Source organism: uncultured Microbacterium sp. (assembly GCF_900078385.1).
GTDB lineage: Bacteria > Actinomycetota > Actinomycetes > Actinomycetales > Microbacteriaceae > Microbacterium.
The window spans coordinates 119,845-144,651 of the sequence record NZ_FLQR01000006.1; the positions used below are offsets into that span (position 1 = coordinate 119,845).

Annotated in this window: 22 protein-coding genes; 10 read left to right on the forward strand and 12 right to left on the reverse strand. The window is 71.6% G+C overall.

Annotated elements, in window-relative coordinates; genetic code table 11:
- Positions 1 to 149 precede the first annotated feature (149 nt).
- Complete coding sequence (pgi, locus tag QZL85_RS05530; protein WP_295574668.1) at positions 150 to 1,865, forward strand: glucose-6-phosphate isomerase; 1,716 nt, start codon at positions 150 to 152, stop codon at positions 1,863 to 1,865.
- Between the two features lie 40 nt (positions 1,866 to 1,905).
- Here the strand turns inward: pgi and QZL85_RS05535 are convergent, their stop codons facing one another.
- Positions 1,906 to 2,616 (reverse strand): NRDE family protein, encoded by a 711-nt coding sequence (locus QZL85_RS05535; RefSeq protein WP_295574672.1) that lies wholly within the window; start codon positions 2,614 to 2,616, stop codon positions 1,906 to 1,908.
- Positions 2,617 to 2,656: 40 nt separating this feature from the next.
- Here QZL85_RS05535 and coaBC point away from each other — a divergent pair, with 40 nt between their 5' ends.
- Positions 2,657 to 3,871: a bifunctional phosphopantothenoylcysteine decarboxylase/phosphopantothenate--cysteine ligase CoaBC gene (coaBC, locus tag QZL85_RS05540; protein ID WP_295574674.1), complete on the forward strand. Its 1,215-nt coding sequence runs from the start codon at positions 2,657 to 2,659 to the stop codon at positions 3,869 to 3,871.
- Between the two features lie 13 nt (positions 3,872 to 3,884).
- Here the strand turns inward: coaBC and QZL85_RS05545 are convergent, their stop codons facing one another.
- The gene (locus tag QZL85_RS05545; protein WP_295574677.1) at positions 3,885 to 4,514 is read right to left on the reverse strand and encodes a YdeI family protein; all 630 of its coding nucleotides are present in this window, start codon (positions 4,512 to 4,514) and stop codon (positions 3,885 to 3,887) included.
- Entirely contained in the window at positions 4,515 to 6,569 is a 2,055-nt protein-coding gene (locus QZL85_RS05550; protein ID WP_295574679.1) for a glucose PTS transporter subunit IIA, read from the reverse strand.
- A gap of 278 nt (positions 6,570 to 6,847) precedes the next feature.
- Between QZL85_RS05550 and QZL85_RS05555 the strand changes: the two genes are divergently transcribed.
- The 3 genes from QZL85_RS05555 (at position 6,848) to QZL85_RS05565 (ending at position 10,970) form a co-directional block, all read left to right on the forward strand.
- Positions 6,848 to 8,317 (forward strand): NAD(P)/FAD-dependent oxidoreductase, encoded by a 1,470-nt coding sequence (locus QZL85_RS05555; RefSeq protein ID WP_295574680.1) that lies wholly within the window; start codon positions 6,848 to 6,850, stop codon positions 8,315 to 8,317.
- 29 nt (positions 8,318 to 8,346) lie between these two features.
- Positions 8,347 to 9,822, forward strand: coding sequence for a lipase maturation factor family protein (locus QZL85_RS05560; protein ID WP_295574681.1), 1,476 nt, complete (start codon positions 8,347 to 8,349; stop codon positions 9,820 to 9,822).
- Between the two features lie 188 nt (positions 9,823 to 10,010).
- Positions 10,011 to 10,970: a hypothetical protein gene (locus QZL85_RS05565; protein WP_295574683.1), complete on the forward strand. Its 960-nt coding sequence runs from the start codon at positions 10,011 to 10,013 to the stop codon at positions 10,968 to 10,970.
- A gap of 67 nt (positions 10,971 to 11,037) precedes the next feature.
- Here QZL85_RS05565 and QZL85_RS05570 read toward each other — a convergent pair whose 3' ends face one another.
- A complete protein-coding gene (locus tag QZL85_RS05570; protein WP_295574686.1) occupies positions 11,038 to 11,532 on the reverse strand; it encodes a GNAT family N-acetyltransferase in 495 nt (164 codons plus the stop codon).
- A 103-nt stretch (positions 11,533 to 11,635) separates the two neighbouring features.
- On the opposite strand from QZL85_RS05570, the gene QZL85_RS05575 reads away from it, so the two are divergent.
- Together QZL85_RS05575 and QZL85_RS05580 are read left to right on the forward strand one after the other, a co-directional pair.
- Entirely contained in the window at positions 11,636 to 11,878 is a 243-nt protein-coding gene (locus QZL85_RS05575; RefSeq protein WP_295574688.1) for a DUF1272 domain-containing protein, read from the forward strand.
- Between the two features lie 25 nt (positions 11,879 to 11,903).
- Entirely contained in the window at positions 11,904 to 12,725 is an 822-nt protein-coding gene (locus QZL85_RS05580; RefSeq protein WP_295574690.1) for a MerR family transcriptional regulator, read from the forward strand.
- Positions 12,726 to 12,761: 36 nt separating this feature from the next.
- Here the strand turns inward: QZL85_RS05580 and QZL85_RS05585 are convergent, their stop codons facing one another.
- On the reverse strand, positions 12,762 to 13,748 hold the full coding sequence (locus tag QZL85_RS05585) for an aldo/keto reductase (protein WP_295574693.1): 987 nt from the start codon (positions 13,746 to 13,748) through the stop codon (positions 12,762 to 12,764).
- A gap of 165 nt (positions 13,749 to 13,913) precedes the next feature.
- On the opposite strand from QZL85_RS05585, the gene QZL85_RS05590 reads away from it, so the two are divergent.
- Both QZL85_RS05590 and QZL85_RS05595 read left to right on the forward strand, forming a co-directional pair.
- Positions 13,914 to 14,792, forward strand: coding sequence for a helix-turn-helix transcriptional regulator (locus tag QZL85_RS05590; RefSeq protein WP_295574696.1), 879 nt, complete (start codon positions 13,914 to 13,916; stop codon positions 14,790 to 14,792).
- Positions 14,793 to 15,157: 365 nt separating this feature from the next.
- A complete protein-coding gene (locus tag QZL85_RS05595) occupies positions 15,158 to 16,525 on the forward strand; it encodes an HNH endonuclease signature motif containing protein (protein WP_295574699.1) in 1,368 nt (455 codons plus the stop codon).
- 61 nt (positions 16,526 to 16,586) lie between these two features.
- Here the strand turns inward: QZL85_RS05595 and QZL85_RS05600 are convergent, their stop codons facing one another.
- Positions 16,587 to 18,200: a molybdopterin-dependent oxidoreductase gene (locus tag QZL85_RS05600; RefSeq protein ID WP_295574702.1), complete on the reverse strand. Its 1,614-nt coding sequence runs from the start codon at positions 18,198 to 18,200 to the stop codon at positions 16,587 to 16,589.
- Between the two features lie 63 nt (positions 18,201 to 18,263).
- Positions 18,264 to 20,042, reverse strand: coding sequence for a DUF2207 family protein (locus tag QZL85_RS05605; protein ID WP_295574705.1), 1,779 nt, complete (start codon positions 20,040 to 20,042; stop codon positions 18,264 to 18,266).
- Positions 20,043 to 20,077: 35 nt separating this feature from the next.
- Between QZL85_RS05605 and QZL85_RS05610 the strand changes: the two genes are divergently transcribed.
- Positions 20,078 to 20,509, forward strand: a complete 432-nt coding sequence (locus QZL85_RS05610) for a MarR family winged helix-turn-helix transcriptional regulator (protein WP_295574708.1) — start codon at positions 20,078 to 20,080, stop codon at positions 20,507 to 20,509.
- A gap of 12 nt (positions 20,510 to 20,521) precedes the next feature.
- Here QZL85_RS05610 and QZL85_RS05615 read toward each other — a convergent pair whose 3' ends face one another.
- The 5 genes from QZL85_RS05615 to QZL85_RS05635 all read right to left on the reverse strand — a co-directional run bounded on the left by QZL85_RS05615 (position 20,522) and on the right by QZL85_RS05635 (position 24,778).
- The gene (locus QZL85_RS05615) at positions 20,522 to 21,256 is read right to left on the reverse strand and encodes an ABC transporter permease (protein WP_295574710.1); all 735 of its coding nucleotides are present in this window, start codon (positions 21,254 to 21,256) and stop codon (positions 20,522 to 20,524) included.
- Positions 21,253 to 21,990, reverse strand: coding sequence for an ABC transporter ATP-binding protein (locus tag QZL85_RS05620; RefSeq protein WP_295574712.1), 738 nt, complete (start codon positions 21,988 to 21,990; stop codon positions 21,253 to 21,255). The genes QZL85_RS05615 and QZL85_RS05620 overlap by 4 nt, the downstream gene beginning before the upstream one ends.
- A gap of 103 nt (positions 21,991 to 22,093) precedes the next feature.
- On the reverse strand, positions 22,094 to 22,549 hold the full coding sequence (locus QZL85_RS05625) for an Hsp20/alpha crystallin family protein (RefSeq protein WP_295574714.1): 456 nt from the start codon (positions 22,547 to 22,549) through the stop codon (positions 22,094 to 22,096).
- Positions 22,550 to 22,715: 166 nt separating this feature from the next.
- A complete protein-coding gene (locus QZL85_RS05630) occupies positions 22,716 to 24,209 on the reverse strand; it encodes an L-serine ammonia-lyase, iron-sulfur-dependent, subunit alpha (RefSeq protein ID WP_295574717.1) in 1,494 nt (497 codons plus the stop codon).
- Positions 24,210 to 24,283: 74 nt separating this feature from the next.
- Positions 24,284 to 24,778, reverse strand: a complete 495-nt coding sequence (locus QZL85_RS05635) for a hypothetical protein (protein WP_295574719.1) — start codon at positions 24,776 to 24,778, stop codon at positions 24,284 to 24,286.
- Positions 24,779 to 24,807 lie beyond the last annotated feature (29 nt).

Consider the following 24,807-nt stretch of genomic DNA (forward strand, 5'->3'; position numbering starts at 1 on the left):
CACCCGCACGTCGGCGCGGGCGAATCCAGCGGGCGCGATTCGTCCGCGGCAGATGGCGGGTCCGGCGGCCGCGAACCCGCACTTCGGCGCGGGCGAACGCGCGGCGCGCCCCGCCGCGCCGACGCCCGGATTCGCACGGCCGCGGGCGCATGTGCGGGCCCGGCCGGAGGACTACCGTGGACACCGTGACCACTCCCATCGACGCCACCACCACGAACGCCTGGGCCGAGCTCGGTGCCCACAAGAGCGGGTTCACCCCCGACCTGCGCGGCTGGTTCGCCGCAGACCCGGGCCGCGTCGAGCGGCTCACCTTCGACCTCGCGGACCTGCGGGTCGACTTGTCGAAGAACCTCGTGGATGACGGCATCCTCGCCTCCCTCGTCGCCCTCGCGGAGCAGACCGGCGTCGCCGAGCGGTACGCCGCGATGCGGGCCGGCGAGAAGATCAACACGACCGAGGGCCGAGCGGTGCTGCACACGGCCCTCCGCCGCCCCGCGGGTGCGACCCCCGCGCTGCGCATCGACGGCCAGGACATCGACCACGACGTGCAGGAGGTGCTCGACGCCATGGCAGCGTTCGCCGGGCGCGTGCGCTCCGGCGAGTGGACCGGCATCACGGGAAAGAAGGTCACCACGGTCGTCAACATCGGGATCGGCGGCTCCGACCTCGGCCCCGTCATGATCTACGAGGCCCTCCTGCCGTACGCGGACGCCGGCATCGAGGCGCGGTTCGTCTCCAACATCGATCCCTTCGACCTCGCCGACACGACGAAGGACCTCGATCCCGAGACGACGCTGTTCATCGTGGCGTCGAAGACCTTCACGACGCTCGAGACGCTGACCAACGCGCGCCTCGCGCGGGATTGGCTGTGGGCGGGCCTCCAGTCCGCCGACGCGATCGACGGGTCGGACGAGCAGAAGACGGATGCCGTCGCGCACCACTTCGTCGCGGTCTCGACGGCGCTCGACAAGGTCGCCGCCTTCGGCATCGACACCGCCAACGCGTTCGGATTCTGGGATTGGGTCGGCGGCCGCTACTCCGTCGACTCCGCGATCGGGCTCTCGCTCGTCATCACCCTCGGGCCGGACGCGTTCCGCGAGCTGCTGGCCGGATTCCACGCCGTCGACGAGCACGTCGCCGAGACGCCGCTCGCCGAGAACGTCCCGGTCCTCATGGGCCTCCTGAACATCTGGTACACGAACTTCCTCGGCGCGCAGTCGCACGCCGTCCTCCCCTACGCCCAGCAGCTGCACCGCTTCGCGGCCTACCTGCAGCAGCTCACGATGGAGTCCAACGGCAAGTCGGTGCGCTGGGACGGGACGCCCGTCACGACCGACACCGGCGAGGTGTTCTGGGGCGAGCCCGGCACCAACGGGCAGCACGCGTTCTACCAGCTCATCCACCAGGGCACGCGCCTCATCCCGGCGGACTTCATCGCGTTCGTGAACCCGGCCTACCCGCTCGCCGACGACGGCCGCGATGTGCACGGCCTGTTCCTCGCGAACTTCCTCGCGCAGACGAAGGCGCTGGCCTTCGGCAAGACAGCGGAGGAGGTCGAGGCCGAGGGCACGACCGGCCCGCTCGTCGCCGCGCGGACGTTCGCCGGCAACCGCCCGACGACCTCGATCTTCGCGCCCGCCCTCACCCCGCGCGTGCTGGGTGAGCTCGTCGCGCTGTACGAGCACATCACCTTCACGCAGGGCGTCATCTGGGGCATCAACTCGTTCGACCAGTGGGGGGTCGAGCTCGGCAAGCAGCTCGCGCTGCAGATCGCTCCCGCCATCGAGGGCGACGCGGATGCCATCGCGGCGCAGGATGCCTCGACGAAGGCGCTGCTGGACTACTACCGCACGCACCGGGCCTGAGCATCGGGCCCGGGCGCGGCGGGAGCGGGCGCGGCGCGCGTCAGCGCAGCTGCAGGCTGTTCCAGGCGCCCGGCTCGTCGAGCTCGCCGTAGACGACCTCGGCGCCGTCCGCCGACACCGACGCGGCGCACACGAGGAGTGAGAGCGTCGGGTAGCCGAACGGCCGATTGTCGCGGATGATCGCCCGGTCATCGGTCGGTCCGAGGGTCGTCGTCCCCTCGAGCGTCGCGAGCCACGGCGTCCACCATCGCTCGCCGTCGCCGGGCGCGCCGAAGGCGTCGCGCCAGGCCGAGATGCGGGCCGTCGCGGGGTCGTCGACATCGTCGTGCGCGATCATGTGCGTGCCGGGGCCGAGGTCGACCGTGCGGACGGTCGCCCCGTCCCACATCGTCACGCGCGTGCGAGCGGCGTCGACCTCGACGAGGTTGAACCCGTGCGTGCGCGGCGGATCATCGAGGGGCGCGCCCTCGACGGCATCCAGCACGACATGCCCGCGCGAGAACAGCTCCGCCCCGTCCGGCACCTCGACATCCGCCCGATTCAGGATGACGGCGACCCGTCCGTCGGCGGGATCCGCGGCGAGCCAGGCACCGCCGGCGCGCGCATCGCGGACGCCCAGGACGCCGGGATGCGTCTCCGGCCACCACGGGCCGAGCGGATCCCACGCGCGCTCCGGGTCCTCATCCCGCACAGCGAGCAGACGCGTGGGCGCCCCGGGCTCCTGGGGAACGTGGATGATCACGGTGCACATCCGCTCGCCCTTCCGTCCGATCGCCTGCGAGGATCAGACCATGTTCGTTGTCGTGGGTGTCAGCGGCGGCATCGCCGCCTACAAGACGGTCCATCTCGTGCGCGCACTCGTCACCAACGGCCACGAGGTGCACGTCATTCCCACCGAGGACGCGCTGCGCTTCGTGGGGACGACCACCTGGGAGGCGGTCAGCCGCCATCCTGTCACGACGTCGGTGCACGACGATGTCGCCGAGGTCCGGCACGTCGCCCTCGGCACCCGCGCGGACCTCGTGATCGTCGCGCCGGCCACCGCCAACACGCTCGCCAAGATGGCGACCGGGATCGCCGACAACCTGCTGGGCGTGACCCTGCTCGCGACGACCGCGCCGGTGCTCGTCGCCCCCGCGATGCACACGGCCATGTGGGAGCATCCTGCGACGACCGCGAACATCGAGACGCTGCGCGGCCGCGGCGTGCACGTCGTGGGGCCCGCGGACGGACCTCTCACGGGCGGCGACAGCGGTCCGGGGCGGATGAGCGAGCCCGAGGAGATCCTCGCGGCGGCGCTCGCGCTGGTCCCCGAACGATCCGACCTCGCGGGCCTCACCGTGGCCGTCTCGACCGGGGGGACGCGGGAGGCGATCGATCCGGTCCGCTTCCTCGGCAACCGCTCGAGCGGGCGTCAGGGGGTCGATGTCGCGCTCGCGGCGGCGGACCGGGGTGCGCAGGTCCGGCTCGTCGCGGCGCACGTCGAGGACGGCATCCTGACCGCGGTGGCCCATCACCCGCGCATCACCGTCGAACGGGTCTCGACGGCCGCCGATCTGCGGGCGGCGATGCACGCGTCGACCGGTGACGCGGACGTCGCCGTCATGGTCGCCGCCGTCGCCGACTTCCGGGTGGATGCGGTGTCGGACGAGAAGATCCGCAAGGAGGACGGTGACGGCACGGCGACGCTCCGGCTCGTCGCGAACCCCGACATCCTCGCCGAGCTCGTCGCCGCGCGCCGGGACGGTCAGACGATCGTCGGCTTCGCCGCCGAGACGGCCACCGACGAGGCCGAGCTGGTGGAGCGCGGGAAGCGCAAGCGCGCGCGGAAGGGTGTGGACCTGCTCGCGGTGAACCGCGTCGACTGGGCGCGCGGGTTCGAAGCGGCGGAGAACGCGGTCGTCGTGCTGGATGACGGCGACGCCGTCGTGGCCGAGGTGGCCGGGTCCAAGCGCGCCGTCGCCGATGCGCTGTGGGACGCGGTCATCGCGCATCGCGCCCGCTGAGCAGCGACCCGGGTCAGCCGGCGGCTTCCGCCGCCGCCCCCGCGCGCGTCAGCCACGCGGGCGGGTCGCCGTAGCGCTGCGGCGGGATGAGGCGCCCCGCGGCGCAGTCCGCGACGAGCGCCGCGAGCCGATCCGCGCGGGTCTGCTCGCGCTTCGCGCTCTGCACCCAGTTCGTCGCGAGGCGGCGGTACGACTGGGTCGCGGCATCCCAGAACGCCTGCGCGGCAGGGTTCGCCGCGAGGGCCGCCGCCTGGTGGGCCGTCATCTCGGCGCGCTGCTCGTAGGCGTAGACGCCGGTCCGAGACGCCGTCCTCCGCTCGTAGGCGGCGAGGCCCGCCGGATGCATCCGGCCCTCCGCGATGAGCCGCTCGACGTGCGCGATGTTGACATCGCTCCAGTTCGAGTTCGGCTTCCGCGGCGTCCAGCGCTGCCGACGCGCCTGCTCGTCGATCCGCTGGCTCACCGAGTCGATCCAGCCGAAGCACAGCGCCTCGGGGACCGCCTGCGCCCACGTGATCCCCTGCCGCGGATCGCCGGTGCGATAGAGACCCATCCACAGCTCGGTGGCCGTGGCGTGGTTCTCCTCCAGCCACGCGCGGAACTGCGCGGGGCTGGAGAAGAAGACCGCGGGGCGCTCCTCCACCTACGCCTTCGCCTGCACGTCCAGGAGCGGAGCACCGGCGCGGACGGGTCCGAGGGCCACCGGGTCCACCGTGTCGAAGGCATCCGCGTTCAGCACGATCACCGGGGTGATGAGCGGGTAGCCGGCGTTCTCGATCACCGTGCGGTCGAAGACGACGAGGGGCGTGCCGACCTCGACGCGATCGCCGTTCTTGACCTTCACCTCGAAGCCTTCGCCCTTGAGGTTGACGGTGTCGATGCCGACGTGGATGAGCACCTCGATGCCGTTGTCCAGCTGCAGCCCGAACGCGTGACCGGTGGGCTGCGCGGCGACGACGACGCCGACCCCGGGCGAGACGACGGTGTCGCCCGTGGGCTCGATCGCGACGCCGGGTCCCATGATCCCGCCGCCGAACACCGGGTCGGGGACCTCGGAGAGGGCGACGACCGTGCCGTCCAGCGGCGAGGCGAGCTGCAGGAGCGTCCCGACCTCGGCGGTCGCGGTCGCGGTTCCGACCGGAGCCGCGGTGGCCGCCGTGCCACCGGAGGCGATCACCGGGGCCGCGGCCACGGTGCCGACGGAGGCCGCACCGGCCGGCGCAGCCACGAGGGCGCCGTCCTCCGCGACATCCTCCTTGTCCTTGTAGCCGGAGATGACCACGAGGGTCATGGCGGTCGCGAAGGCGGCGATCACGGCGATGCCGTACAGGAGCACGCTGTCGAAGGCCGGGATCGTCAGGAGCGACGTGAAGACGAACGCCTCGGTGCGGACGCCGCCGCCGATGCCGATGATGAGACCGCCGACGAGGCAGCCCACGAGCATCCGGGGGTAGATCCGCTTGAACCGCAGGTGGATGCCGTACAGCGAGGGCTCCGAGATGCCACCGAGGAGACCCGCCGCGAGCGCACCGGTCGCGGTCTGCTTCATCTGCTTGTCCTTCTCGCGCCAGGCGAGGAGCAGGACACCGGCGGTCGCGCCGAAGCAGGCGAAGTTCCATGCGCCCATGGGGCCCTGGATGAAGTCGTAGCCGAGGGTCTGGATGTTCAGCAGCATGATCGCGTTGATCGGCCAGTGCAGACCCAGCGGGACCATGAAGGGGTAGGCCAGCGGGATGATGATCGCGAAGATGAACGGCGAGAACGAGTTGATGGCGCTCAGGAAGTTGGCGAGCGCGGCGCCCACGTACACGCCGATCGGGCCGAGCAGGAACGCCGTGAGCGGGATCATGATGAGCATCGCGAGGAACGGCACGAAGATGAGGTGCAGGTTCTCCGGGATGACCTTCTTCAGGCCCTTGTAGAGCGGGCCGAGGACGGCCGCCATGAGCAGGGGCGGGAACACCTGCGAGGCGTAGTTGAAGATCGTGAGCGGGATGCCGAAGATCGGGATCGTCGTGATCTCCGAGCCGAGGAAGATCAGCTGCGAGGCGCCCTCCTGGTCACCGAGGGCGGTGAAGCCGGGGAGCATCACGACGGCCATGATGGCGAAGCCGACCCACGGGTCGGCGCCGATCTTCTGCGACGCGTTGTAGGCGACCATCAGCGGCAGGAAGATGAACACGCACTGCCACATGAGGTTGATGAACTGCCACGACGGCTCGAGCACCACGCCCGGCGCGTTCCAGGCGGGGATCACGCCGAGCGTCGCCATGAGCGCCATGAAGGTGATGAACAGCGATGCGCCCAGGAGCGCGCCGAGGATCGGGCGGAACGAGTCGGACAGGAACTCGAACAGGGAGTCGAGCCAGGCGACCTTTCCGCGCGGCCCCTTCGCCCGCTCGCGCGCCTTGATGGCCTCGGCGGAGTCGGGTGCGGCGACCGAGCCGCCGGACATCGCGGGCAGCGCCATGATCTCGTTGTAGACGGTCTGCACGCCACCGCCGATGACCACCTGATAGCGGTCGCCGGCCTGCGGGACGGCGCCCATGACGCCCGGGATCTGCTCCACCTTCGCCTTGTCGACGGAGGCGCCGTCGTTCAGCTGGAATCGCAGGCGGGTGGCGCAGTGGGTCAGGCTCGCGACGTTTCCGGCGCCGCCGAGGGCGTCGACGATGGCGGATGCGGGGCTCTCAGGCATGATGGCGCGCTCTCTGTGGGGGGGTCGTACGACCGCGACTCTATACCGCGCGCCCGCTCCGCATAAGCCTTATGGCCATGTGGTCGGACCACACTTTCTTCCGCCACCCCGGAGATTTCCCTCCGCGCCGTACGGCGGTGTCGGCACCGGCGACCGCGCGCGGGGGCGCTATCCGTCGACGTGCGTCGGCGCAAGGTCCTGCGTCCGCGGCACGGGCGCGCCTATCCTGACGGGACGCGTGCACGCCGGTCGGCGGGTCCGCCGGCGGAGGAGGTCGCATGGTGCTGGGCTCTTCTCGAGGGCGCCTCGACGCCGTAGTCGTGGGCGCGGGCCCGAACGGGCTGGCGGCCGCCGTCACCCTCGCGCGCGCGGGTCTCGCGGTGCGGGTGTACGAACGGGGATCACGCGCCGGGGGCGGGGCCGCGACGCGCGAGCTGACCCTTCCCGGCTACCTGCACGACGTGTGCTCCGCCGTGCACCCGCTCGCGTTCGAGTCCGCCTTCTTCCGGGCGTTCGGGCTCCGCGACCGCGTGCGCTTCCTGACTCCCGACGTCTCCTTCGCGCAGCCGCTGGACGGCGGACGGGCGGCCGTCGCCTTCCGCGACCTCGCCCGCACACGGGACGGGCTGGGCGCGGATGGGGCCGCATACGAGCGCCTGCTGCGGCCCCTCGTCGAGCACGCCTCGCACGTGGCCGACCTCACCGGGTCGACGCTCGTGCGGGTCCCGCGTCATCCCGTCACGGCGCTGCGCTTCGCGCTGCGCGTGGCGGAGCAGGGCGGCCCGGTATGGAACGCCCGATTCCGCGGGGATGCCGCGCCGGCCCTCCTCACCGGCGTCGCGGCGCACACGATCCTGACGCAGCCGAGTCTCGCCGGCGCCGGTGCGGGCCTCGCCCTCGGCGCGTACGCGCACGCGCAGGGCTGGCCGATCCCGGTGGGCGGCAGCCAGGCCATCATCGACGCGATGGTCGAGGATCTCCGCGCGCACGGCGGCGAGCTCGTCACCGACCACGAGGTCACGAGCCTCGACGAGCTGGACGATGCGCGCGTGGCGATGCTCGATCTCACGCCGCGCGCACTGCTGCGCATCGCGGGCGACCGGATGCCGTCGCGCTTCGGCCGCCGGCTGAGCCGGTTCCGCTACGGGGGCGCGGTGGCCAAGGTCGACTTCGCGCTGAGCGCGCCCGTGCCGTGGGCCCACGCCGACGTGCGCCGCGCGGGCACGATCCACGTCGGCGGGACGCGCGGCGAGATGGCCGCCGCCGAGAACGACGTCAACCGCGGCCGGCATCCGGAGCGCCCCTACGTCCTCGTCGCCCAGCAGTCCCTGTTCGACCCCACCCGCGCACCGGAGGGCGCGCACACGCTGTGGGCCTACACGCACGTTCCCGCCGGCAGCGCGGTCGATCGGGAGGAATCGGTCACGGCGCAGATCGAGCGCTTCGCCCCGGGCTTCCGTGACACGATCGTCGCGGTCCACTCGCAGACCGCCGTCCAGGTGGAGGCGCACAACCCGAACTACGTCGGTGGCGACATCGCGGCCGGCTCGCCCGACCTGTGGCAGATCCTGCGCCGCCCGACGCTGTCGCCGGACCCCTGGCGGACCCCGATCCCGGGCGTCTACCTCGCGACCGCGTCCGCGGCACCGGGTCCGGGCGTGCACGGCCTTGCCGGGTGGCATGCTGCGCGCAGCGCGCTGCGGCACGACTTCGGCATCCGGGACTCTCCCGACCTGTCCCCCTCGTGACGGGGGTCGCTCGCGGCTAGGGTGACGACATGGACGGCTTCGCGGCTGTCGATTTCGAGCTGGCGCGCCAGGTGCTGCAGCGGGGCATCGCCGCGCTGCTGCTGATCGCCTTCCTCTCGACGCTGAACCAGTTCCGACCGCTGCTGGGCGAGCACGGGCTGCTGCCCGCGCCGGACCTGCTGGAGTGGGCCGCCTCCTCGAAGCGACGGGCGGGGATGCTGCGCCCGACGCTCTTCCGCTGGGTCGCGTACACGGACCGCAGGCTCGTCGCGCTGTGCGTGACCGGGATGGTCGCGTCGGCGCTCGTGATCGCGGGGGTGCCGCAGCTGGGGCCGCCGTGGGTTCCGCTCGTGGTCTTCCTCGGCCTGTGGTTCGGATACATGTCGATCGTCTCGCTGGGGCAGACCTTCTACGGGTTCGGGTGGGAGATGCTGCTGCTCGAGGCGACGTTCCTCGCCGCGTTCCTCGGGTCCGACGCCCAGCCGCCGGCCACCGTCGTGATCGTGCTGTTCTGGTGGCTCGTGTTCCGCCTGGAGTTCGGGGCCGGGATGATCAAGATCCGCGGCGGCCGCGAGTGGCGCGACCTCACGGCGCTCATGTACCACCACGAGACGCAGCCGATGCCGGGACCGCTGAGCAGGCAGGCGCACCTGCTTCCGGGGTGGTTCCACCGCGGCGAGGTGCTGGGCAATCACTTCGCGCAGCTCGTGGTGCCATGGTTCCTGTTCGCGCCGCTCCTCTCGGCGTGGATCCCAGGGCCCGTTCCGCAGCTCATCGGCGTCGCGGCCGCGGCCGTCGTGATCGCGACGCAGCTGTGGCTCGTCCTGACCGGGAACTTCGCCTGGCTGAACTGGGCGACGATCGTCCTCGCGTTCTCGGCCATCGGCATCCCGGGCGCGGGCACGCCGGCATCCGACCCGCTTCCGGATGGGATGCCGCTGTCGTGGGTGGTCGTCACGTCCGCGGTCGGTCTCGGGTACGTCATCCTGAGCGTCCCGGCCGTGCGGAACCTGGTCGCGCGCCGCCAGCTCATGAACGCGAGCTTCAATCGCTGGCAGCTCGCCAACGCCTACGGGGCGTTCGGGACCGTGACGAAGGAGCGCATCGAGATCATCGTGGAGGCGACGACGGATGCCGATCCGGACGAGGCGCAGTGGCACGAGTACGAGTTCAAGGGCAAGCCCGGCGACCCGACGCGCATTCCCCGCCCGTTCGCGCCCTACCACCTGCGGCTCGACTGGCTCATGTGGTTCCTACCGCTCGGCCGGTCGCTCGACGAGTGGTTCACGGGGCTTCTCGTCCGGCTGCTGGAGGCTGACCCGGCGACACTCCGGATGCTGCGCGTCGACCCGTTCGACGGTGCCCGGCCGCGGTGGATCCGCGCCGTCTCGTACCGCTACCGCTTCGCGACGCGCGCCGAGCATCGACGGGCCGGGACCGTCTGGATACGCGATCGACGGCGGCTGCTGATCCGTCCGATGGGGTTCGCCGACGAGCTCGACTGACCTGCCGTTTCGGTGGAATGTGCCTCTGATCTGGCCCGCGCTGGGGCGCGTCCATGCACGGTTCGTCCAGGGGTTACCCGGTGTTCGTCCAGACTCGGCACGCAGAGTGGGGACTCTTGTGTCCAACCCGAGGACGCACGCCGTTGCCCAGCGCCGGCGCTGACATACCCGGAAGACCCACTCTCCTCATGCTCCTGAGCTCACTTCGCCCGTCCCGCCGTGCCCTCACCCCCGCCACCGTCGCGGTCGGCCTGATCCTCGGCCTCACCGCCGCCGGCGGCATCAGCGGCTCCATCCCGGCCCACGCCGACACCGGCGCCAGCGTCGCCGCGCGCTCCGGCGCCGCCGTGACCACGAGCGTCGCGCAGCCGCTCAGCGACATCACGCAGGAGGCACTCGGCGCCCTCGCCGACGCGCGCACCGCGCTCGGCGCGGCCGTCAAGGCGAAGGCGGCCGCCGAGGCCACCGACCTGCCGCTCGACGTGAAGTCGACGACCATCGACACGCTCGAGCTGCGCGGCTACATCGACCAGCTCGCCGCGCTCGAGGTCACCCCGACCCTCCTGGTGCCCGACATCACCGACGACACCGCCCGCGCGACGCAGCGGGTCGTCGACGCCGCCGACGCACTGACCGGCGCGCTCGAGAAGGCCGAGGCCAAGAAGGCCGCCGAGGAGGCCGCGAAGAAGAAGGCTGCCGCCGAGGCGAAGCGGAAGGCCGCCGCCGCGAAGGCAGCGGCAGCCGCTGCCGCCGCCGAGGCCGCCGCAGCCGCGGAGGCCGCCGAGGCCGCCGAGTCGTCGTCGGGCGGGTCGTCCGGCGCCGCCACCGGTGCGCCCACGACGAGCGTCGCGGACGCGAAGGCCGCCGCCCGTCAGCTCCTCGGCAACTACGGCTGGGGCGCGGACCAGTTCTCCTGCCTCGACTCGCTGTGGACCCGCGAGTCGGGCTGGAACTACCAGGCCTACAACGCCTCGAGCGGTGCCACCGGCATCCCGCAGGCCCTCCCCGGCAGCAAGATGGCCAGCGCCGGCTCGGACTGGCAGACCAACGCGACGACGCAGATCAAGTGGGGCCTCGGCTACATCGACGGCCGCTACGGCTCGCCGTGCGCCGCGTGGGGGCACTCGGAGTCCAACGGCTGGTACTGAGTCCGATCGTGATGCCGTCGTCCGCGCTGCGGGCGGCGGCATCCGTCGTCTGCGGAGGCGACGGCGATCAGCGGAGCATGCGGGCGTCCGTGATGGACGGCGCGATCGGGTCCGTCTGCTCGACGCCGTCGAACTCGAAACCGTTCCGGCGGTAGAACGCGATCGCGCGCGGGTTCTGCGCGGCGACCCAGAGCATCGCCGGCCCGGGGCCGAGGGCCTCGTCGAGCAGGGCCTGACCGGCACCGGTGCCGTAGTGCGCGGCCGCCACATAGAGCGCGTACAGCTGGCGCGCACGCGGAGGCGGCTCGTCTCCGACGCCGAGTCCCGGCCCCGCCCAGGCGAGCCCGATGATCGATCCGCCGCTCTCCGCGATGCGGATGGTGGTCTCCTCGGGCGGGTCGTCGAGGAGGCCGCGCCACATGCGCCGGCGTCGCTCGATGTACTCCGCTGAGAAGAAGTCGGCCGGCAGGAGGTGGGCATAGGCCTCGCGCCACGTCGACAGATGCAGCTCGGCCACCGTGGCGGCATCGTGCGGACCCGGTCGGCGAACGGTGAACGACATCCGCTCATCGTGCCAGGGAGCGCACGCGGCCTGGCAGGATTCCGCGCCTTCCTGTCCCGCGGACGCGTGGCGTCCGGGACTCGAGGCTCGTAGCGTCGGACCCATGCTCGAGATCCGGCCCAACTGCGAGTGCTGCGATCGCGACCTGTCGCCGCACGACGAGGCGTACATCTGCACGTTCGAGTGCACGTGGTGCGGGGACTGCGTCGAGCGCTTCCCCGGCCGCGCCTGCCCGAACTGCCGCGGCGACCTCCAACGCCGCCCGACCCGTCCCGCGGAGGCGCTCGTCCGCCACCCGGCGAGCACCGTGCGGGTCGTCTCCGGGGACGGCGCGGGTTCCGCTTGACTCTCCCCCTGTGTCAGGGTCGAGCGTGGTCTCCATCATGTACACCATCGGAGAGTTCGCTGCACACGGACGCGTGAGCGTGCGGATGCTGCGGCACTATGACGCGATCGGGCTGCTGAGGCCCGCGCGGGTCGACGAGCATTCGGGGTACCGGCACTACGAGCCGTCGCAGCTCGGAGGGCTGCTGCGGATCGTCGAGCTGCGTGACCTCGGCTGCTCGCTCGAGGACGCCGCCGCCGTGCTCGGCGCTGCCGACGAGGACGACGCCCTGCGCGCCGTGCTCCTGCGGCGACGCGCCGAGTTGGAGGCGTCCCTCGCCGCAGATGAAGCGCGTCTCGCACGTCTGACGTCGCGACTCTCCACACTCGAAGGAGAACCGCCCATGTCCGCACTCGTCTTCCGAAGCCTCGACCCCGTGACCGTCTACGCAGCCCGCGGCACGGCTCCGGGAATGGGGCCCGAGAATGTGACGCCGGTCATCGACCGCATCCTGCCCCCGCTCGAGGCGGCCCTCAGCGAGTCCGGGGTCGACTATCGCGAGCCGGGGATCTTCTGGTACGAGCCGATCGAGGGCACGGAGGATCTCGGCGTCAACGTCTCATGGATCGCCGGTGATGACCCGCAGCCCGGCCAGGGGTGGGAGGTCGTCGAACTGCCCGGCGCCGAGCGCGTCGCCGTCTGGACGTACGCGGGCGATATGCCGGGCATCGGACGGGCGTGGCACGAGTTCATGGTGGCGATGGATGCCGCCGGCTGCGAGCCGATCGGGCCGTCGCGCGAGGTGTACCTCGTCGCCGACGGCCCGCAGACCGAGTGGGTCACCGAGCTGCAGCAGCCCGTCCGGTGACGCCGGGAGGGGGCTGGGTGCCGGCGGGTTCTGTGCCTACTGCTCGACGCTGGCCATGTTCGTCTCGTCGTGGCGCGCTCCGGCCGCCGGGGTGAGGTTGTCGAGCCGCTCGATCTGGCTCGCCGTCAGCTCGACGGCATCGGCGGCGATGTTCTCCTCCACGCGCGCGATGCGACGGGTGCCGGGGATCGGGGCGATGTCGTCGCCCTTCGTCAGGATCCAGGCGATCGCGGTCTGAGCTGGGGTGGCGCCGATCTCGGCGCCGATCGCCGTGACCTCGTCGACGATCGCGAGGTTGCGGGTGAAGTTCTCCCCCGTGAAGCGCGGGTTCGTCTTGCGCCAATCGTCGTCGGGGAAGTCCTCGATCGTGCGGATCTGCCCGGTCAGGAGACCGTGCCCGAGCGGCGAGTACGGCACGAACCCGATCCCGAGTTCGCGGAGCACCGGCAGGATCTCTGCCTCGACGTCGCGCGTCCAGAGCGAGTACTCCGTCTGGAGCGCCGCCATCGGGTGCACGGCGTGCGCCCGGCGGATCGTCGCCGCGCCGGCCTCGGAGAGGCCGTAGTGGCGGATCTTCCCCTCGGCGATGAGCTCCGCGAGCGTGGCGACGGTCTCCTCGATCGGCGTCCCGGGATCCATCCGGTGCTGGTAGAAGAGGTCGATGTAGTCGGTGCCGAGCCGCGTGAGCGAACCCTCGACGGCGCGGCGGACGTTGCCACCGCTCCCGTCCGGCCCCATGCCGAAGGTGCCGTCGGCCGCGTGGGCGAGGATGCCGAACTTGGTGGCGATCTGCACCTGGTCCCGTCGACCGCGCACGGCCTGGCCGACGATCTCCTCGCTGTGGAACGGCCCATAGACTTCCGCGGTGTCGATGTGGGTGACGCCCAGATCGAGCGCCCGGTGGATCGTGCGGACCGACTCCGCGTCGTCCAGCCCGCCTTCGGCGGTGTAGGTGCCCGCCATCGTCATCGCGCCGAGACCGATGCGACCGACCTCGAGGTTTCCGAGATGTGCCTTGATCATGGTTCCTGCTTCCTTCTGTCTGGTGTCTCTGTCTGCCGGCCGCCTGTCACGCCGGTGACGGTGTGATCCGAGTCAACGCCTTCGCGCGGAAGTGAGCGCGGCCCTACTTATGGGTGCACCGACAGGGACCCTTTGGCCGGGCCGTATCGGCGTACCGTCGTTGCCATGGACACGCGCGACGAGATCAGCGAGTTCCTCGGCTCTCGCCGAGCGAAGCTCACTCCCACCGAGGCCGGACTGCCGGACTTCGGTGGTCGTCGTCGCGTCCCCGGACTGCGCCGCGAGGAAGTGGCCCTCCTCGCGGGCATGAGTGCCGAGTACTACAAGCGCCTGGAACGAGGCAACGCCACCGGCGTCTCCGACGCGGTCGTCGACGGCGTCAGTCGCGCTCTGCAACTCGACGAGGCCGAGCACGCGCACCTGTACGACCTGATCCGCACCGCGAACGCCGGCGCCCACCCCCAGCGGCGACGCCAGCCGGCTCGCAAGACCCAGCTGACCGCCGGGATGCAGCAGACCATCGACGCCATGTCGACGGTGCCGGTCTTCGTGCAGAACGGTCGGCTCGACTTCGTCGCAGCCAACCAGCTCGGCCGAGCCCTGTTCTCCGAGATGCTCGACGACCCCCAGCCGCCCGTGAACGCCGCCCGCTTCGTGTTCCTCGACCCCCGGGCTCAGACGTTCTACCAGGACTGGGAGGCCAACACCCGCCAGATCGTCGCGATCCTCCGCGCCGAAGCCGGCCGGTCGCCCTACGACCGGCAGCTCAGCGATCTCGTCGGGGAACTCTCGACCCGCAGCGACCTGTTCCGCAGACTCTGGGGCACGCACGACGTCAGAGAACACCGCACCGGGCTCAAGAGCATCCACCACCCCGTCGTGGGAGATCTGGACCTCACCTTCCAGAGCATGGACCTCGCATCCGACCGCGGCCTGCAGATGCTCGTCTTCTCCGCCGAGCCGGGCTCCGCCTCACATGGGCGGCTGCAGATGCTCGCCAACTGGACCTCGACCAAGGCGCTCGAGGCGAATTCGGGACGGTGACGCCGACCTTTTCGCAGGTCACGAGTGCTGTCGATCGGACACAGCCGGCGCTGATCAGACTGATTACGAAAAGATAACGGCAAACCCTTGTCGTCGTTATCTTCTCGTTATAGAGTGCAAGCACGGTAGTTGTTTGCTGTGGCAGCTGCCGGCATGTGATTGCAGGACACTCTTGGTGCAAAGGGACAAGGGCCGGTCGGAAGCCTCTCCGACCGGCCCTTATTCTTGCCCTACCGACCGGCTTGGGTCAGCCGTTCGGATGCCGTCTCCTGCACAGGCGACGGCATGCGCAGGTTCTCCACAATTATGCTTCTGATCGGGGCTTTCCCGACGCGGATGTCGGGACCCCTCCGCAGAATGGGGGCATGCAGGAAGACGTGATCACGGCAGCCGGCGACGACATCGCCCGCACCGAGGCGATCATCGACGGCATCGCGCGGACGCGCCGCCGGATGGCGGAACTCCACGCGGAGGAAGCGCGGCTGCTGGCGGCCGCCGCCGATCTCGCCCGCGAGCAGGCTGCCCGCGGAGAGACATCACACCCGTCCGGTGACATCCCGCTCCGCTCCATCGCGGCCCAGATCGCGGCCGCCACCCGCGCCTCCGACCGCGGGGTGCAGGCTCGCATCGGATACGCCGCGCAGCTGACGGCCGACTTCCCCGAGACCTTCGCGGCCCTGGCCATGGGCGAGATCGATCCCGCCCATGCGCGCGTCATCGTCGACGCCGGCATGCTGATCTCCGAGCCCGAGGTGCGCAGCGCCTACGAAGGGGCGGCGCTGGACGTGGCCCGTCGTGAGGCTCCCGGACGCGTGCGCCCCATCGTGCGCATGCTGGCGCAGCGACTGCACCCGGTCCCCCTCGCCGAGCGGCATCGGCTGGCACGCACGGGACGCAGGGTGTGCGTGCAGGATGCGGACGACGGCATGGCCGAACTCATCGCGGTCCTTCCCGCCACCCTTGCTCGCGCGATCCTCGACCGGCTCACGCAGGTCGCCCGTTCGACCATCGACGCGCGGAACCCGACGCGCGACGGCGCGGCACTGTTCGACGGCGACGCGCGGCTCGACGGCGACGCGCGGCTCGACCTCGACGCGCAGCTCAACGGCGAGCGGGGCATGGCCGACACACGCACCCTCGACGAGGTGCGCGCCGACGCCTTCACCGACCTGCTCCTCACGGGCCACAGCTCACCCGAGGCGTCGAACGGATCGATCCCCCAGGGCCACGCGATCCGTGCGCACGTCCAGGTGACGGTGCCGCTCTCCACGCTCGCAGGCGAGACGGACGAACCGGCGGAGCTCGTCGGACATGGTCCGATCGACCCCGACACGGCGCGTCGCCTGGCGGGCACGGCGACCGCGTGGACGCGGGTTCAGCTCGACCCCGTGACGCAATGCGTCGTCGCCGTCGACACCTACCGTCCGACGACAGCACTGAGGCGGCTGCTCGAGGTGCGCGACGAGCACTGCCGCTTCCCCGGATGCCGTCAGCCGGCCGCCAGGTGCGACCTGGACCACACGGTGGCCCGCGAGCACGACGGACCGACGGAGCTCGGGAACCTCGCGCATCTCTGCCGCCGGCATCACGTCCTGAAGCACAACTCCGCCTGGCGGGTGCGCCAACGACCCGGCGGAGTGCTCGAGTGGACGAGCCCGACCGGTCGGGTCTACCCGGACGCCCCCGCGCGCACACTGACCTTCGCGCCGGCAGCCGATCCGCCGCCGTTCTGAGGCTCGGAGGTCGGGCCGGGCACATGACTCCCGGTGCCCCCGGCGCGGGCCCGCCTCGCGATCAGGAGACGGTGACGTTCCGCTCGTGCCACCCCGTGGCGCCGTCCGGCACGACGGGGGCGACCGCCGAGGTCTGCACGTCGCCGGTCGCGCTCGTGGCCCGGCAGCGGAGGAGATGCCGGCCGGCGGTCGCGGTCCACGGAAGGCTCCACTGCACCCAGGTGTCATCCGAGATCGCGGCAGCGACCGTCGCCTGCTGCCACGCGCCGTCGTCGATCTGCACCTCCACCCCGGCCACACCCACGTGCTGCTGCCACGCGACGCCCGCGATGACGGTCTCACCGGCCGCGACGTTCTGGCCGTCCCGCGGCACATCGATCCGCGACTGCAGCTTGATGGGACCGAACTCCGACCAGCCCCGATCCGTCCAGTAGGCCCGTGCGCGATCGAACCGCGTCACTTCGAGATCCACGACCCACTTCGTCGCCGACACGTACCCGTACAGGCCGGGCACGACCATCCGCACCGGGAATCCATGCTCCTGCGGCAGCGGCTCACCGTTCATGCCGATCGCGAGGATCGCGGCGCGATCGTCGGTCAGCGCCTCCAGGGGCGTGGATGCCGTGAAGCCGTCCACCGAGCGCGAGAGCACCATATCGGCCTCGGCCGTCGGCCGTGCCCGCGCGAGCAGCTCGCGGATCGGGTAGCCGAGCCACAGCGCATTGCCGATGAGCGTCCCGCCGACCTCGTTCGACACACACGCCAACGTCGTATGACTCTCCTCGAGCGGCAGCGCGAGCAGCTCGTCCCACGTCAGGGTCACCGTCTCCTCGACGAGGCCGTGGACGCGGATGCTCCACTCGGCGGGGGTGACGCTCGGGACGATGAGGGCCGTGTCGATCCGGTAGAAGCTGTCGTTCGGCGTAATGACGGGCGCGAGACCCGGGATGTCGAGCTCGGAACCGGCGGGGACTGGCGCCGCCGACACCGCGGGCCGCGGCAGCACGACGTCGCGGATCGCCGTCGCCGCCGCACGTCCGGCGCGCAGCGCCGTACCGCCGACAGCAGCCAGGACACCCACGACCACCGTCGCGCCGGACCACATCAGGAACGTCCGGCGATCGGCGCGGCCGGGGGCGGCGGACAGCGGCTGAGGCGCCCGCGTCCCGGCAGAGTCCACTGCCGGAGTGACGGACGGCTGAGGCGCCGCCGCGCCCGCCGCGGCCATCCCACGCACCATGCGCGCAAGCCACCAGAGGGCGAGGGCGCCGGCGATGCCGGCGGCCACCGACGGCAGCCACGCGCCGACGACGGCATCCGATCGCGTCGTCGCGATGACGCCGCCCACGATCCCGAACACCGCAACGATGGCCGCGCCCCACGGCGGTCGCCGCACCTCCAGCACGCCGCACGCGGCGCCCAGCGCCGCGATCACGAGACAGATCGCCACGACGAGCACGATCTTGTCGGCTGTGCCGAACAGCGCGATCGCCGTGTCCTTGGCCCAGGGCGGCGCGAGGTCGATGAGCCACCCGCCGACCGACGTCACGGGACCGCCACCGCCGATGAGTCCGGCGACGACCTCGCCGACACCGCCGGCCAGCACGACCGCCGCCGCGCCCGCGATCCCCGCACCCGCGATCCCCGCGCGCCCCGCCGCACGTTCCGTCGTCATGGGTGGAGCCTACGACCGTTCACATCCCGCACGGTGCCGGCCGCGCGCGTGCACAGCGACCGGTCAGACGCCTCCTCCTCCGCCGCCACCGCCGCCACCGCCGGCCGAGCCGCCGCCGCCCGATCCGCCCGAGGTCGAGGACGACGAGGTCGCCGCGGCCGAGAGCGATCCGATGCCGTCGGAGAACGATCCGGCGTTGAAGCCTCCGGTCCCGTAGTACCAGGCGGGGCCGGCAGCGCCCGTCGCGGTGTAGAGCACCGCGAGCTGCTGCGACCACTCCTTCTCCTGGCCGAACACGACGGCGTACGGCAGCAGCGTCTCGTACAGCCGGAGCATCTCCCGCGGGTCGTCGACGCGCACGCGCTCTGCGCCGGCCGGGGACTGCAGCATCCGGATGCGGTCTGCCTCCGCCCACTCGATGAAGACCTTGAGCCCCTCGAGATGGTCGCGCACCTCGGCACCGGCACGGGTGAGCGGCTTGCGGACGACGATGATAAGGACGCCGACGCCGACGATGCCGGCGATCACGATGATGACGAACGGCCACGGCGACTGCACGCCGCCGTCGTACGCGAGCATCCCGAACAGGAACACGAGCCCGCCGACCACGGCGACCGCGAGGATGGGCCAGACCCGTGCGCCGACCGGCACCGCACGCCGGAGCCCGCGGTTCTTCAGCTCGGCCTCAGCCTCCTTCAGGATCGCCTGCGCGACCTTCGAGAGCCGGGTGTCCTGCCGACCGAACTCGTACTGCTCCCCTGGCTGTCCGGACGGGAAGAGTCCGCGCAGCAGCATCCGGCCGTCGCCGTCCGCGCGGGACGGGTCGACGAGCTCGGCCGTGAGACGCGCGCCCCCGAAGAAGCGCCGGGCGCCTTCGAGGATGCGGATGGAGCCCGCCACGGCCTGTTCCAGCACCTCCGCGGGGATCGCCTTGGCCGGCTTGCCCAGGAGCACGGCGCTCTCCAGCGCATCGATGCCGGTCGGCGGCGTGTACTCCGCGATGATCGTCGGCCGCCCCGGTTCGTCGCGCAGCCAGCGCCGCCGCGATCGCAGCGCGAGCGCCCCGGCGCCGAGCAATCCGATCCCCGCGACGCCCTGCGCCCAGCCGAGGGGCGATGCCAGGAACGACGTGTCGAAGAGCACGAAGGTCTCATCCGCGAACCCGACCGCCATCGTGAGGGTCTCGTACGGCGCGATCTGCGTCGCGCGGGCCGTCACGATCGCGCCGCCGTCCGAGGTCGTCTCGACGTCGATCGCGTCACACGTCGTCGACGCACCCTGGGAACCGGCGTAGCAGGCCGTCCGGCCGGTCAGGGCGTCCGCGAGTTCGGCGTCGACGTGCAGCCGGGCCGTGATCTCACCGAACGGCTGCGACCAGTCCACACCGTTGACGTCCCAGTAAAACTCCTGCCCCGTGTCGCCGAACGTCCACGTCACGTTCTCGAGCGTGTACGTGAAGACGTAGGTCTGCGCGCCGTGCACGTAATCGTCGGCGCGCGAGGTCATCGAGTACATGCCGTCTTCGGCATCCGTCTCCGCGGCGCGCGGCGCACCCTCGCCGTCGGTGATCGACACGAGGTCGGGGTGCAGGGGCTGCCCGTTGTAGGAGTCCGGGATGATCCGCCGCATGCCGCGGTTCTGGTCGATGTCCGGGAAGCGCGCGACGAACTCCTCGACGACGGTGAGGCGACTCGTCCCGTCCTCGGCGCGCGTCAGCGTGTAGTCGACGGTGAGGCTGTCGAAGGTGAAGTCCTCGACGTCGGCCGCCGCGGGCGCCGCGATGACGAAGGATGCCAGCAGCCCGATCAGCACTGCCATGATCATGCGCGCATATCGCCCCATGCCACTCAGCCTATGGTCGGGTTACAGTGGACGCCATGACCGACCGCCGCCTCGCCATCACCGCGTGGGAGAGCCTGTTCCGCGCGCAGCACGAGGTCCTGCAGGAGATCAGCACCGACTTCGTCGAGGACGAACTCTCCCAGGCGGAGTACGACGTCCTCCTCACCGTCACCCGTGGCGACGGCGGCGCGGCACGTCTTCGCGACGTGACGTCGAACATGCTCATCAGCCAGCCGAGCGTCTCCCGGCTCGTCGACCGGATGGTCAGCCGCGGCCTGCTCACCAAGTGCCCCGATCCGCTCGACGGGCGCGGCGCGCTCGTGAGCGCGACCGAGCACGGCCAGTCCGCCTTCCGGCGCGTCGCGACCGCGCACGGCCGGTCGATCGCCGACCGGATGTCGGTGCTGAGCGACGACGAGCTCGCCCAGCTGCGCACGCTCACCGCGAAGCTCCGCGCCCAGCCCTGACCGCCCCGCTGTCTACGGCGTGCGACGCCGCAGGGTCAGCGACGCCAGGATCAGGGAGCCGACCGCGAACGCCACGACGATGAGCAGGGGCCGCGCGACATCCCATCCCTCGTCGCCCGCGCTCACGGCCGCGACGGCATCGATGGCGTGGCTGAGCGGCAGCCACTCGCTGATGGCCTGCAGGACGTCGGGCATCTGATCGCGCGGCATGAACAGGCCGCCGAGGATGATCTGCGGGAAGACGAGCACGGGCATGAACTGCACGGCCTGGAACTCGGTGCGGGCGAACGCGCTCGCGAGCAGGCCGAGGGCCGTTCCGAGCAGCGCGTCGACGACAGCGACGAGGCCCAGCTGCCACAGCGGACCCTCGACATCCAGCTGGCAGACGAGCACCGCGAACGCGACGGTGATGACCGCCTGCAGCATCGCCATGAGCCCGAACGCGAGGGCGTAGCCGAGGATGAAGTCCGCCTTGCCGAGCGGCGTCGTCATGAGCCGCTCGAGCGTGCCGCTGCGCCGCTCGCGGAGCGTCGTGATCGACGTGATGAGGAACATCACGACGAAGGGGAACAGCGCGAGGATCGGGCCGCCGAACCGGTCGAAGACGCCCTCCTGGTCGCTGAAGAGCCAGGCGAACAGTCCGACCAGGAGGCTCGGCGCCACGAGCATGAGGGCGATCGACCGCGGGTCGTGGCTGAGCTGCCGGAGGACCCGGCCGGCGGTCGCGAAGATCCGGATGCCGTTCATGCCGCGGCATCCCGTTCGATGAGCGCGAGGAACGCCGCGTCGGGATCGGACTCGCCCGTGTCGGCCAGGAGCGCGGCCGGCGTCGTGTCGGCGACGAGACGGCCCGCCCGCATGAGGAGCAGCCGGTCGCAGCGGATCGCCTCGTCCATGACATGACTGGACACGAGCAGGGTCGCACCGCCCGCGGCGAGGGAGCGGAAGAGCGCCCACAGCTCCGCGCGCAGCACGGGGTCCAGTCCCACGGTCGGCTCGTCGAGGACGATGAGCTCGGGCGAGCCGAGCATCGCGACGGCGAGCGAGACGCGGTTCTCCTGGCCGCCGCTGAGCGAAGCGACGGTCTGCCCCGCCTGCGGCCGGAGCCCCACCTGATCGATGACGCGGTCCACGTCGCCCCGCGGGGCGCCGATGAGTCGCGCGAAGTACGCGAGGTTCTGCCGCACCGTCAGGTCGCCGTAGACCGACGCGGCCTGCGTGTCGTACGCGACGCGGCGGCGGAGCGCGGCGCTGCCGGCGGGCTCGCCGAGCACCGTCACCGAGCCGCCGTCGATCTTCTGGACCCCGACGATCGCGCGCATGAGCGTCGTCTTGCCGCAGCCGGACGGTCCGAGGAGGCCCGTGATGCGTCCGCGCGGGATCGCGACCTCGAGGCCCTCGAACACCGCCGTCCCGCCCCGCCGGACCCGCAGATCGCGGACGACGACGGCATCCCCTCCGGACGGCTCGGTCGCGACCATGCCGTCAGCCTAGAGCCGCCCCCGACCCGTCGCCAGCGGGTGCAGAACCGCCCCGGTCCGGTGGACGCGGGGCGGTTCGACTAGCGAGCGGGTGGTGCGCCGGTCACTGCTCGATCGGCTGAGGCTCGTCCGAGCTCTCGTGCGCCTGGATGGTGGGCGCGTCGTTTCCGGCGACGACCGCCACCTTTCGCGGCCGGGCCTTCTCGCTCACCGGGATCGTGACCGTGAGGACGCCGTTGCTGTAGTTCGCGGCGATGCCGTCGGTGTCGATGCCCTGCCCGAGGTTCAGCTGGCGCAGGAAGCTCGCCGCCTCGCGCTCGCGCGTGATCCACTTGACGCCCTCGCCCTGGGTGAGGGTGCGCTCCGCGCGGATGGTGAGCAGCTGACCGTCGACGTCGATGTCGACCGAGCCCGGGTCGATGCCCGGCAGGTCGGCGGACAGGACGTAGTGGTCGCCGTCACGGTACAGGTCCATCGGCATGCGCCGGGGGCCGCGGCGGGTGTCGAGGAGGCTCGACGCGAGGCGGTCGAGGTCACGGAACGGGTCGTACGTCGCCATTGTTCTCTCCTTGTGCTTTCTGGTCTCAAGAGTTGAGTCACATCGACTCAAGTAAGCCCAGATTAGCACTCGGCCATGGTGAGTGCCAGTCGTTCGCGCACGGCGAACGAGCTGATGAGAGGGGGTTTCGAGGCCCGAGGGCGAGGTGACGGAGTCCAGGTCTTCGTCAGCACTCGATGACGTTGACGGCGAGACCGCCCTCGCTCGTCTCCTTGTACTTCGTCGACATGTCGATGCCGGTCTGGCGCATCGTCTCGACGACGGCGTCCAGGGAGACGTAGTGACTGCCGTCGCCGCGCAGCGCAAGGCGCGCGGCCGTCACGGCCGTCGAGGCGGCGATCGCGTTGCGCTCGATGCACGGGATCTGCACGAGCCCGCCGACCGGGTCGCACGTCAGCCCGAGGTGGTGCTCCATCGCGATCTCCGCCGCGTTCTCGATCTGCCGGTTCGTGCCGCCCATGACCGCCGTCAGCCCGCCGGCGGCCATGGCGCACGCCGAGCCGACCTCGGCCTGGCATCCGCCCTCGGCGCCGGAGATCGACGCGTTCGCCTTGAACAGGGATCCGAGTGCCGTCGCCGTCAGCAGGAACCGCCGGATGCCGCGCCGCCGGTTCGCGTCCGCGACGGCCTGCGCGTCGTCGGTGCCGGGGACGGGGGCGTCCTCCGGCGCGTGGAAGCCGAGGAGCGCCGAACCGACGAGCTCACCGTACGGGGTCACGGCGTTGCCCGAGCCGAGACCGGAGTCGGCGAGGAACCGCCACCAGTACATCGCGACGGCCGGGACGATCCCCGCCGCGCCGTTCGTGGGCGCCGTGACCACGCGCCCGCCGGAGGCGTTCTCCTCGTTGACCGCGAGCGCGAACGCGCCGAGCCACTCCCCCGGCAGCTCGCGGCGACCGTCGGCCTCCGCCTCCTCCAGCTGCGCACGGATGGCGCCGGCACGACGCCGTACGCGCAGCATCCCGGGCAGCTGTCCGTCGGCGCCGAGGCCCGCCTCGACGCACGCGGTCATGGCGTCCCAGATGCGGTCGAGACCAGCCGCGACCTCCTCCTCGGAGCGCAGCGCCTCCTCGTTCCGCCGCGCCGCCTCGGCGATCGTGATCGCGCGCTCGTCGCAGAGCGCCAGCAGTTCCTCGGCGGTGTCGAACGGCAGCGGGAACTCGCGCAGCGTGACGCGCGGCGGCTCGCCCTCGCGGCGGATGAACCCGCCGCCGATCGAGTAGTAGGTGTCCTCCGCGACGACGGCGCCGTCCTCGGCGCGGGCCGTCAGCGTCATGGCGTTGGGGTGACCGGGCAGCCGCGTCCGCGGCGCGAACTCCACATCCGTCTTCGCGAACGCGATCTCGTGCGTGCCGTCCAGAAGCAGCGCCTGCCCCTCGGGCCACGCGGTCCACGCCGCCCGCACGACCGCGGGGTCGACCGTCTCCGGTTCGAGGCCGGCGAGGCCGGCGACGACGGCATCCGGTGTGCCGTGCCCGATCCCGGTGGCTCCCAGCGATCCGTACAGCACGCACGTCACCCGCGCCACGGCGGGAAGGATCCCCTCCGCGCGCAGGCGCGCCGCGAAGTCCCGGCCGGCCCGCATGGGTCCGACCGTGTGGGAGCTCGAGGGTCCTACACCGATGGAGAACAGCTCGAACGCCGAGACGTAGGCGCTCATGCCTCCAGGCTACGCGCGGATGCCCCGGTCGTCGCCGACCGGGGCATCCGCGCGTCGTCAGCCTCCGCTCGTCCTCAGCCTTCGCGCGCCGCGAGCTCGGTCACCGCGCCGTACAGCTTCTCCAGGAACGCGCCGCCCGGCAGCGGCTGCCAGACGTCCGCCGTCGCCTCCAGCACGGCCCCGAGCCCCAGGGCATAGCCGTGGTCGAACTCCGGGTCGATCTCGGTCACCCGCCACGGGTACGGGCGCGGCGGCCACGGGAACGGCCACGGCCACGGCGGGCGCGGCCGCGGCGGCGGGCAGATGTCCACGATGTCGAACGCGAACTCGAGCCCGAACGCCCGCGCCATGCCGGCCGCGCGCACGAGCTCGTGCCCCACGAGGGCGCCCGTCTCGATGCCCGCGAAGATCTGCCGCGGCGGCAGCGGCTGCGGGTTCAGCTCCGCGAGCCGGTGCGCGTACTTCGCCGTGTGCGCGATGTCGACGACGGGCCCGTGCGGGAACACGACGTCGTAGATGGCCGGGTGGATCCGGCCGATGATGGCGATGAGATTGCCGTTGAGCGCCATGAGCGCCTCCCCTGTTGTGATCCGCGATG

Excerpts from the sequence above, each read along its gene's own strand:
- pgi (WP_295574668.1), top strand. The coding sequence starts at position 150 with ATGTGCGGGCCCGGCCGGAGGACTACCGTGGACACCGTGACCACTCCC.
- QZL85_RS05535 (WP_295574672.1), bottom strand. The coding sequence starts at position 2,616 with ATGTGCACCGTGATCATCCACGTTCCCCAGGAGCCCGGGGCGCCCACG.
- coaBC (WP_295574674.1), top strand. The coding sequence starts at position 2,657 with ATGTTCGTTGTCGTGGGTGTCAGCGGCGGCATCGCCGCCTACAAGACG.
- QZL85_RS05550 (WP_295574679.1), bottom strand. The coding sequence starts at position 6,569 with ATGCCTGAGAGCCCCGCATCCGCCATCGTCGACGCCCTCGGCGGCGCC.
- QZL85_RS05555 (WP_295574680.1), top strand. The coding sequence starts at position 6,848 with ATGGTGCTGGGCTCTTCTCGAGGGCGCCTCGACGCCGTAGTCGTGGGC.
- QZL85_RS05560 (WP_295574681.1), top strand. The coding sequence starts at position 8,347 with ATGGACGGCTTCGCGGCTGTCGATTTCGAGCTGGCGCGCCAGGTGCTG.
- QZL85_RS05565 (WP_295574683.1), top strand. The coding sequence starts at position 10,011 with ATGCTCCTGAGCTCACTTCGCCCGTCCCGCCGTGCCCTCACCCCCGCC.
- QZL85_RS05570 (WP_295574686.1), bottom strand. The coding sequence starts at position 11,532 with ATGTCGTTCACCGTTCGCCGACCGGGTCCGCACGATGCCGCCACGGTG.
- QZL85_RS05575 (WP_295574688.1), top strand. The coding sequence starts at position 11,636 with ATGCTCGAGATCCGGCCCAACTGCGAGTGCTGCGATCGCGACCTGTCG.
- QZL85_RS05585 (WP_295574693.1), bottom strand. The coding sequence starts at position 13,748 with ATGATCAAGGCACATCTCGGAAACCTCGAGGTCGGTCGCATCGGTCTC.
- QZL85_RS05590 (WP_295574696.1), top strand. The coding sequence starts at position 13,914 with ATGGACACGCGCGACGAGATCAGCGAGTTCCTCGGCTCTCGCCGAGCG.
- QZL85_RS05595 (WP_295574699.1), top strand. The coding sequence starts at position 15,158 with ATGCAGGAAGACGTGATCACGGCAGCCGGCGACGACATCGCCCGCACC.
- QZL85_RS05600 (WP_295574702.1), bottom strand. The coding sequence starts at position 18,200 with ATGACGACGGAACGTGCGGCGGGGCGCGCGGGGATCGCGGGTGCGGGG.
- QZL85_RS05605 (WP_295574705.1), bottom strand. The coding sequence starts at position 20,042 with ATGGGGCGATATGCGCGCATGATCATGGCAGTGCTGATCGGGCTGCTG.
- QZL85_RS05610 (WP_295574708.1), top strand. The coding sequence starts at position 20,078 with ATGACCGACCGCCGCCTCGCCATCACCGCGTGGGAGAGCCTGTTCCGC.
- QZL85_RS05615 (WP_295574710.1), bottom strand. The coding sequence starts at position 21,256 with ATGAACGGCATCCGGATCTTCGCGACCGCCGGCCGGGTCCTCCGGCAG.
- QZL85_RS05620 (WP_295574712.1), bottom strand. The coding sequence starts at position 21,990 with ATGGTCGCGACCGAGCCGTCCGGAGGGGATGCCGTCGTCGTCCGCGAT.
- QZL85_RS05625 (WP_295574714.1), bottom strand. The coding sequence starts at position 22,549 with ATGGCGACGTACGACCCGTTCCGTGACCTCGACCGCCTCGCGTCGAGC.
- QZL85_RS05630 (WP_295574717.1), bottom strand. The coding sequence starts at position 24,209 with ATGAGCGCCTACGTCTCGGCGTTCGAGCTGTTCTCCATCGGTGTAGGA.
- QZL85_RS05635 (WP_295574719.1), bottom strand. The coding sequence starts at position 24,778 with ATGGCGCTCAACGGCAATCTCATCGCCATCATCGGCCGGATCCACCCG.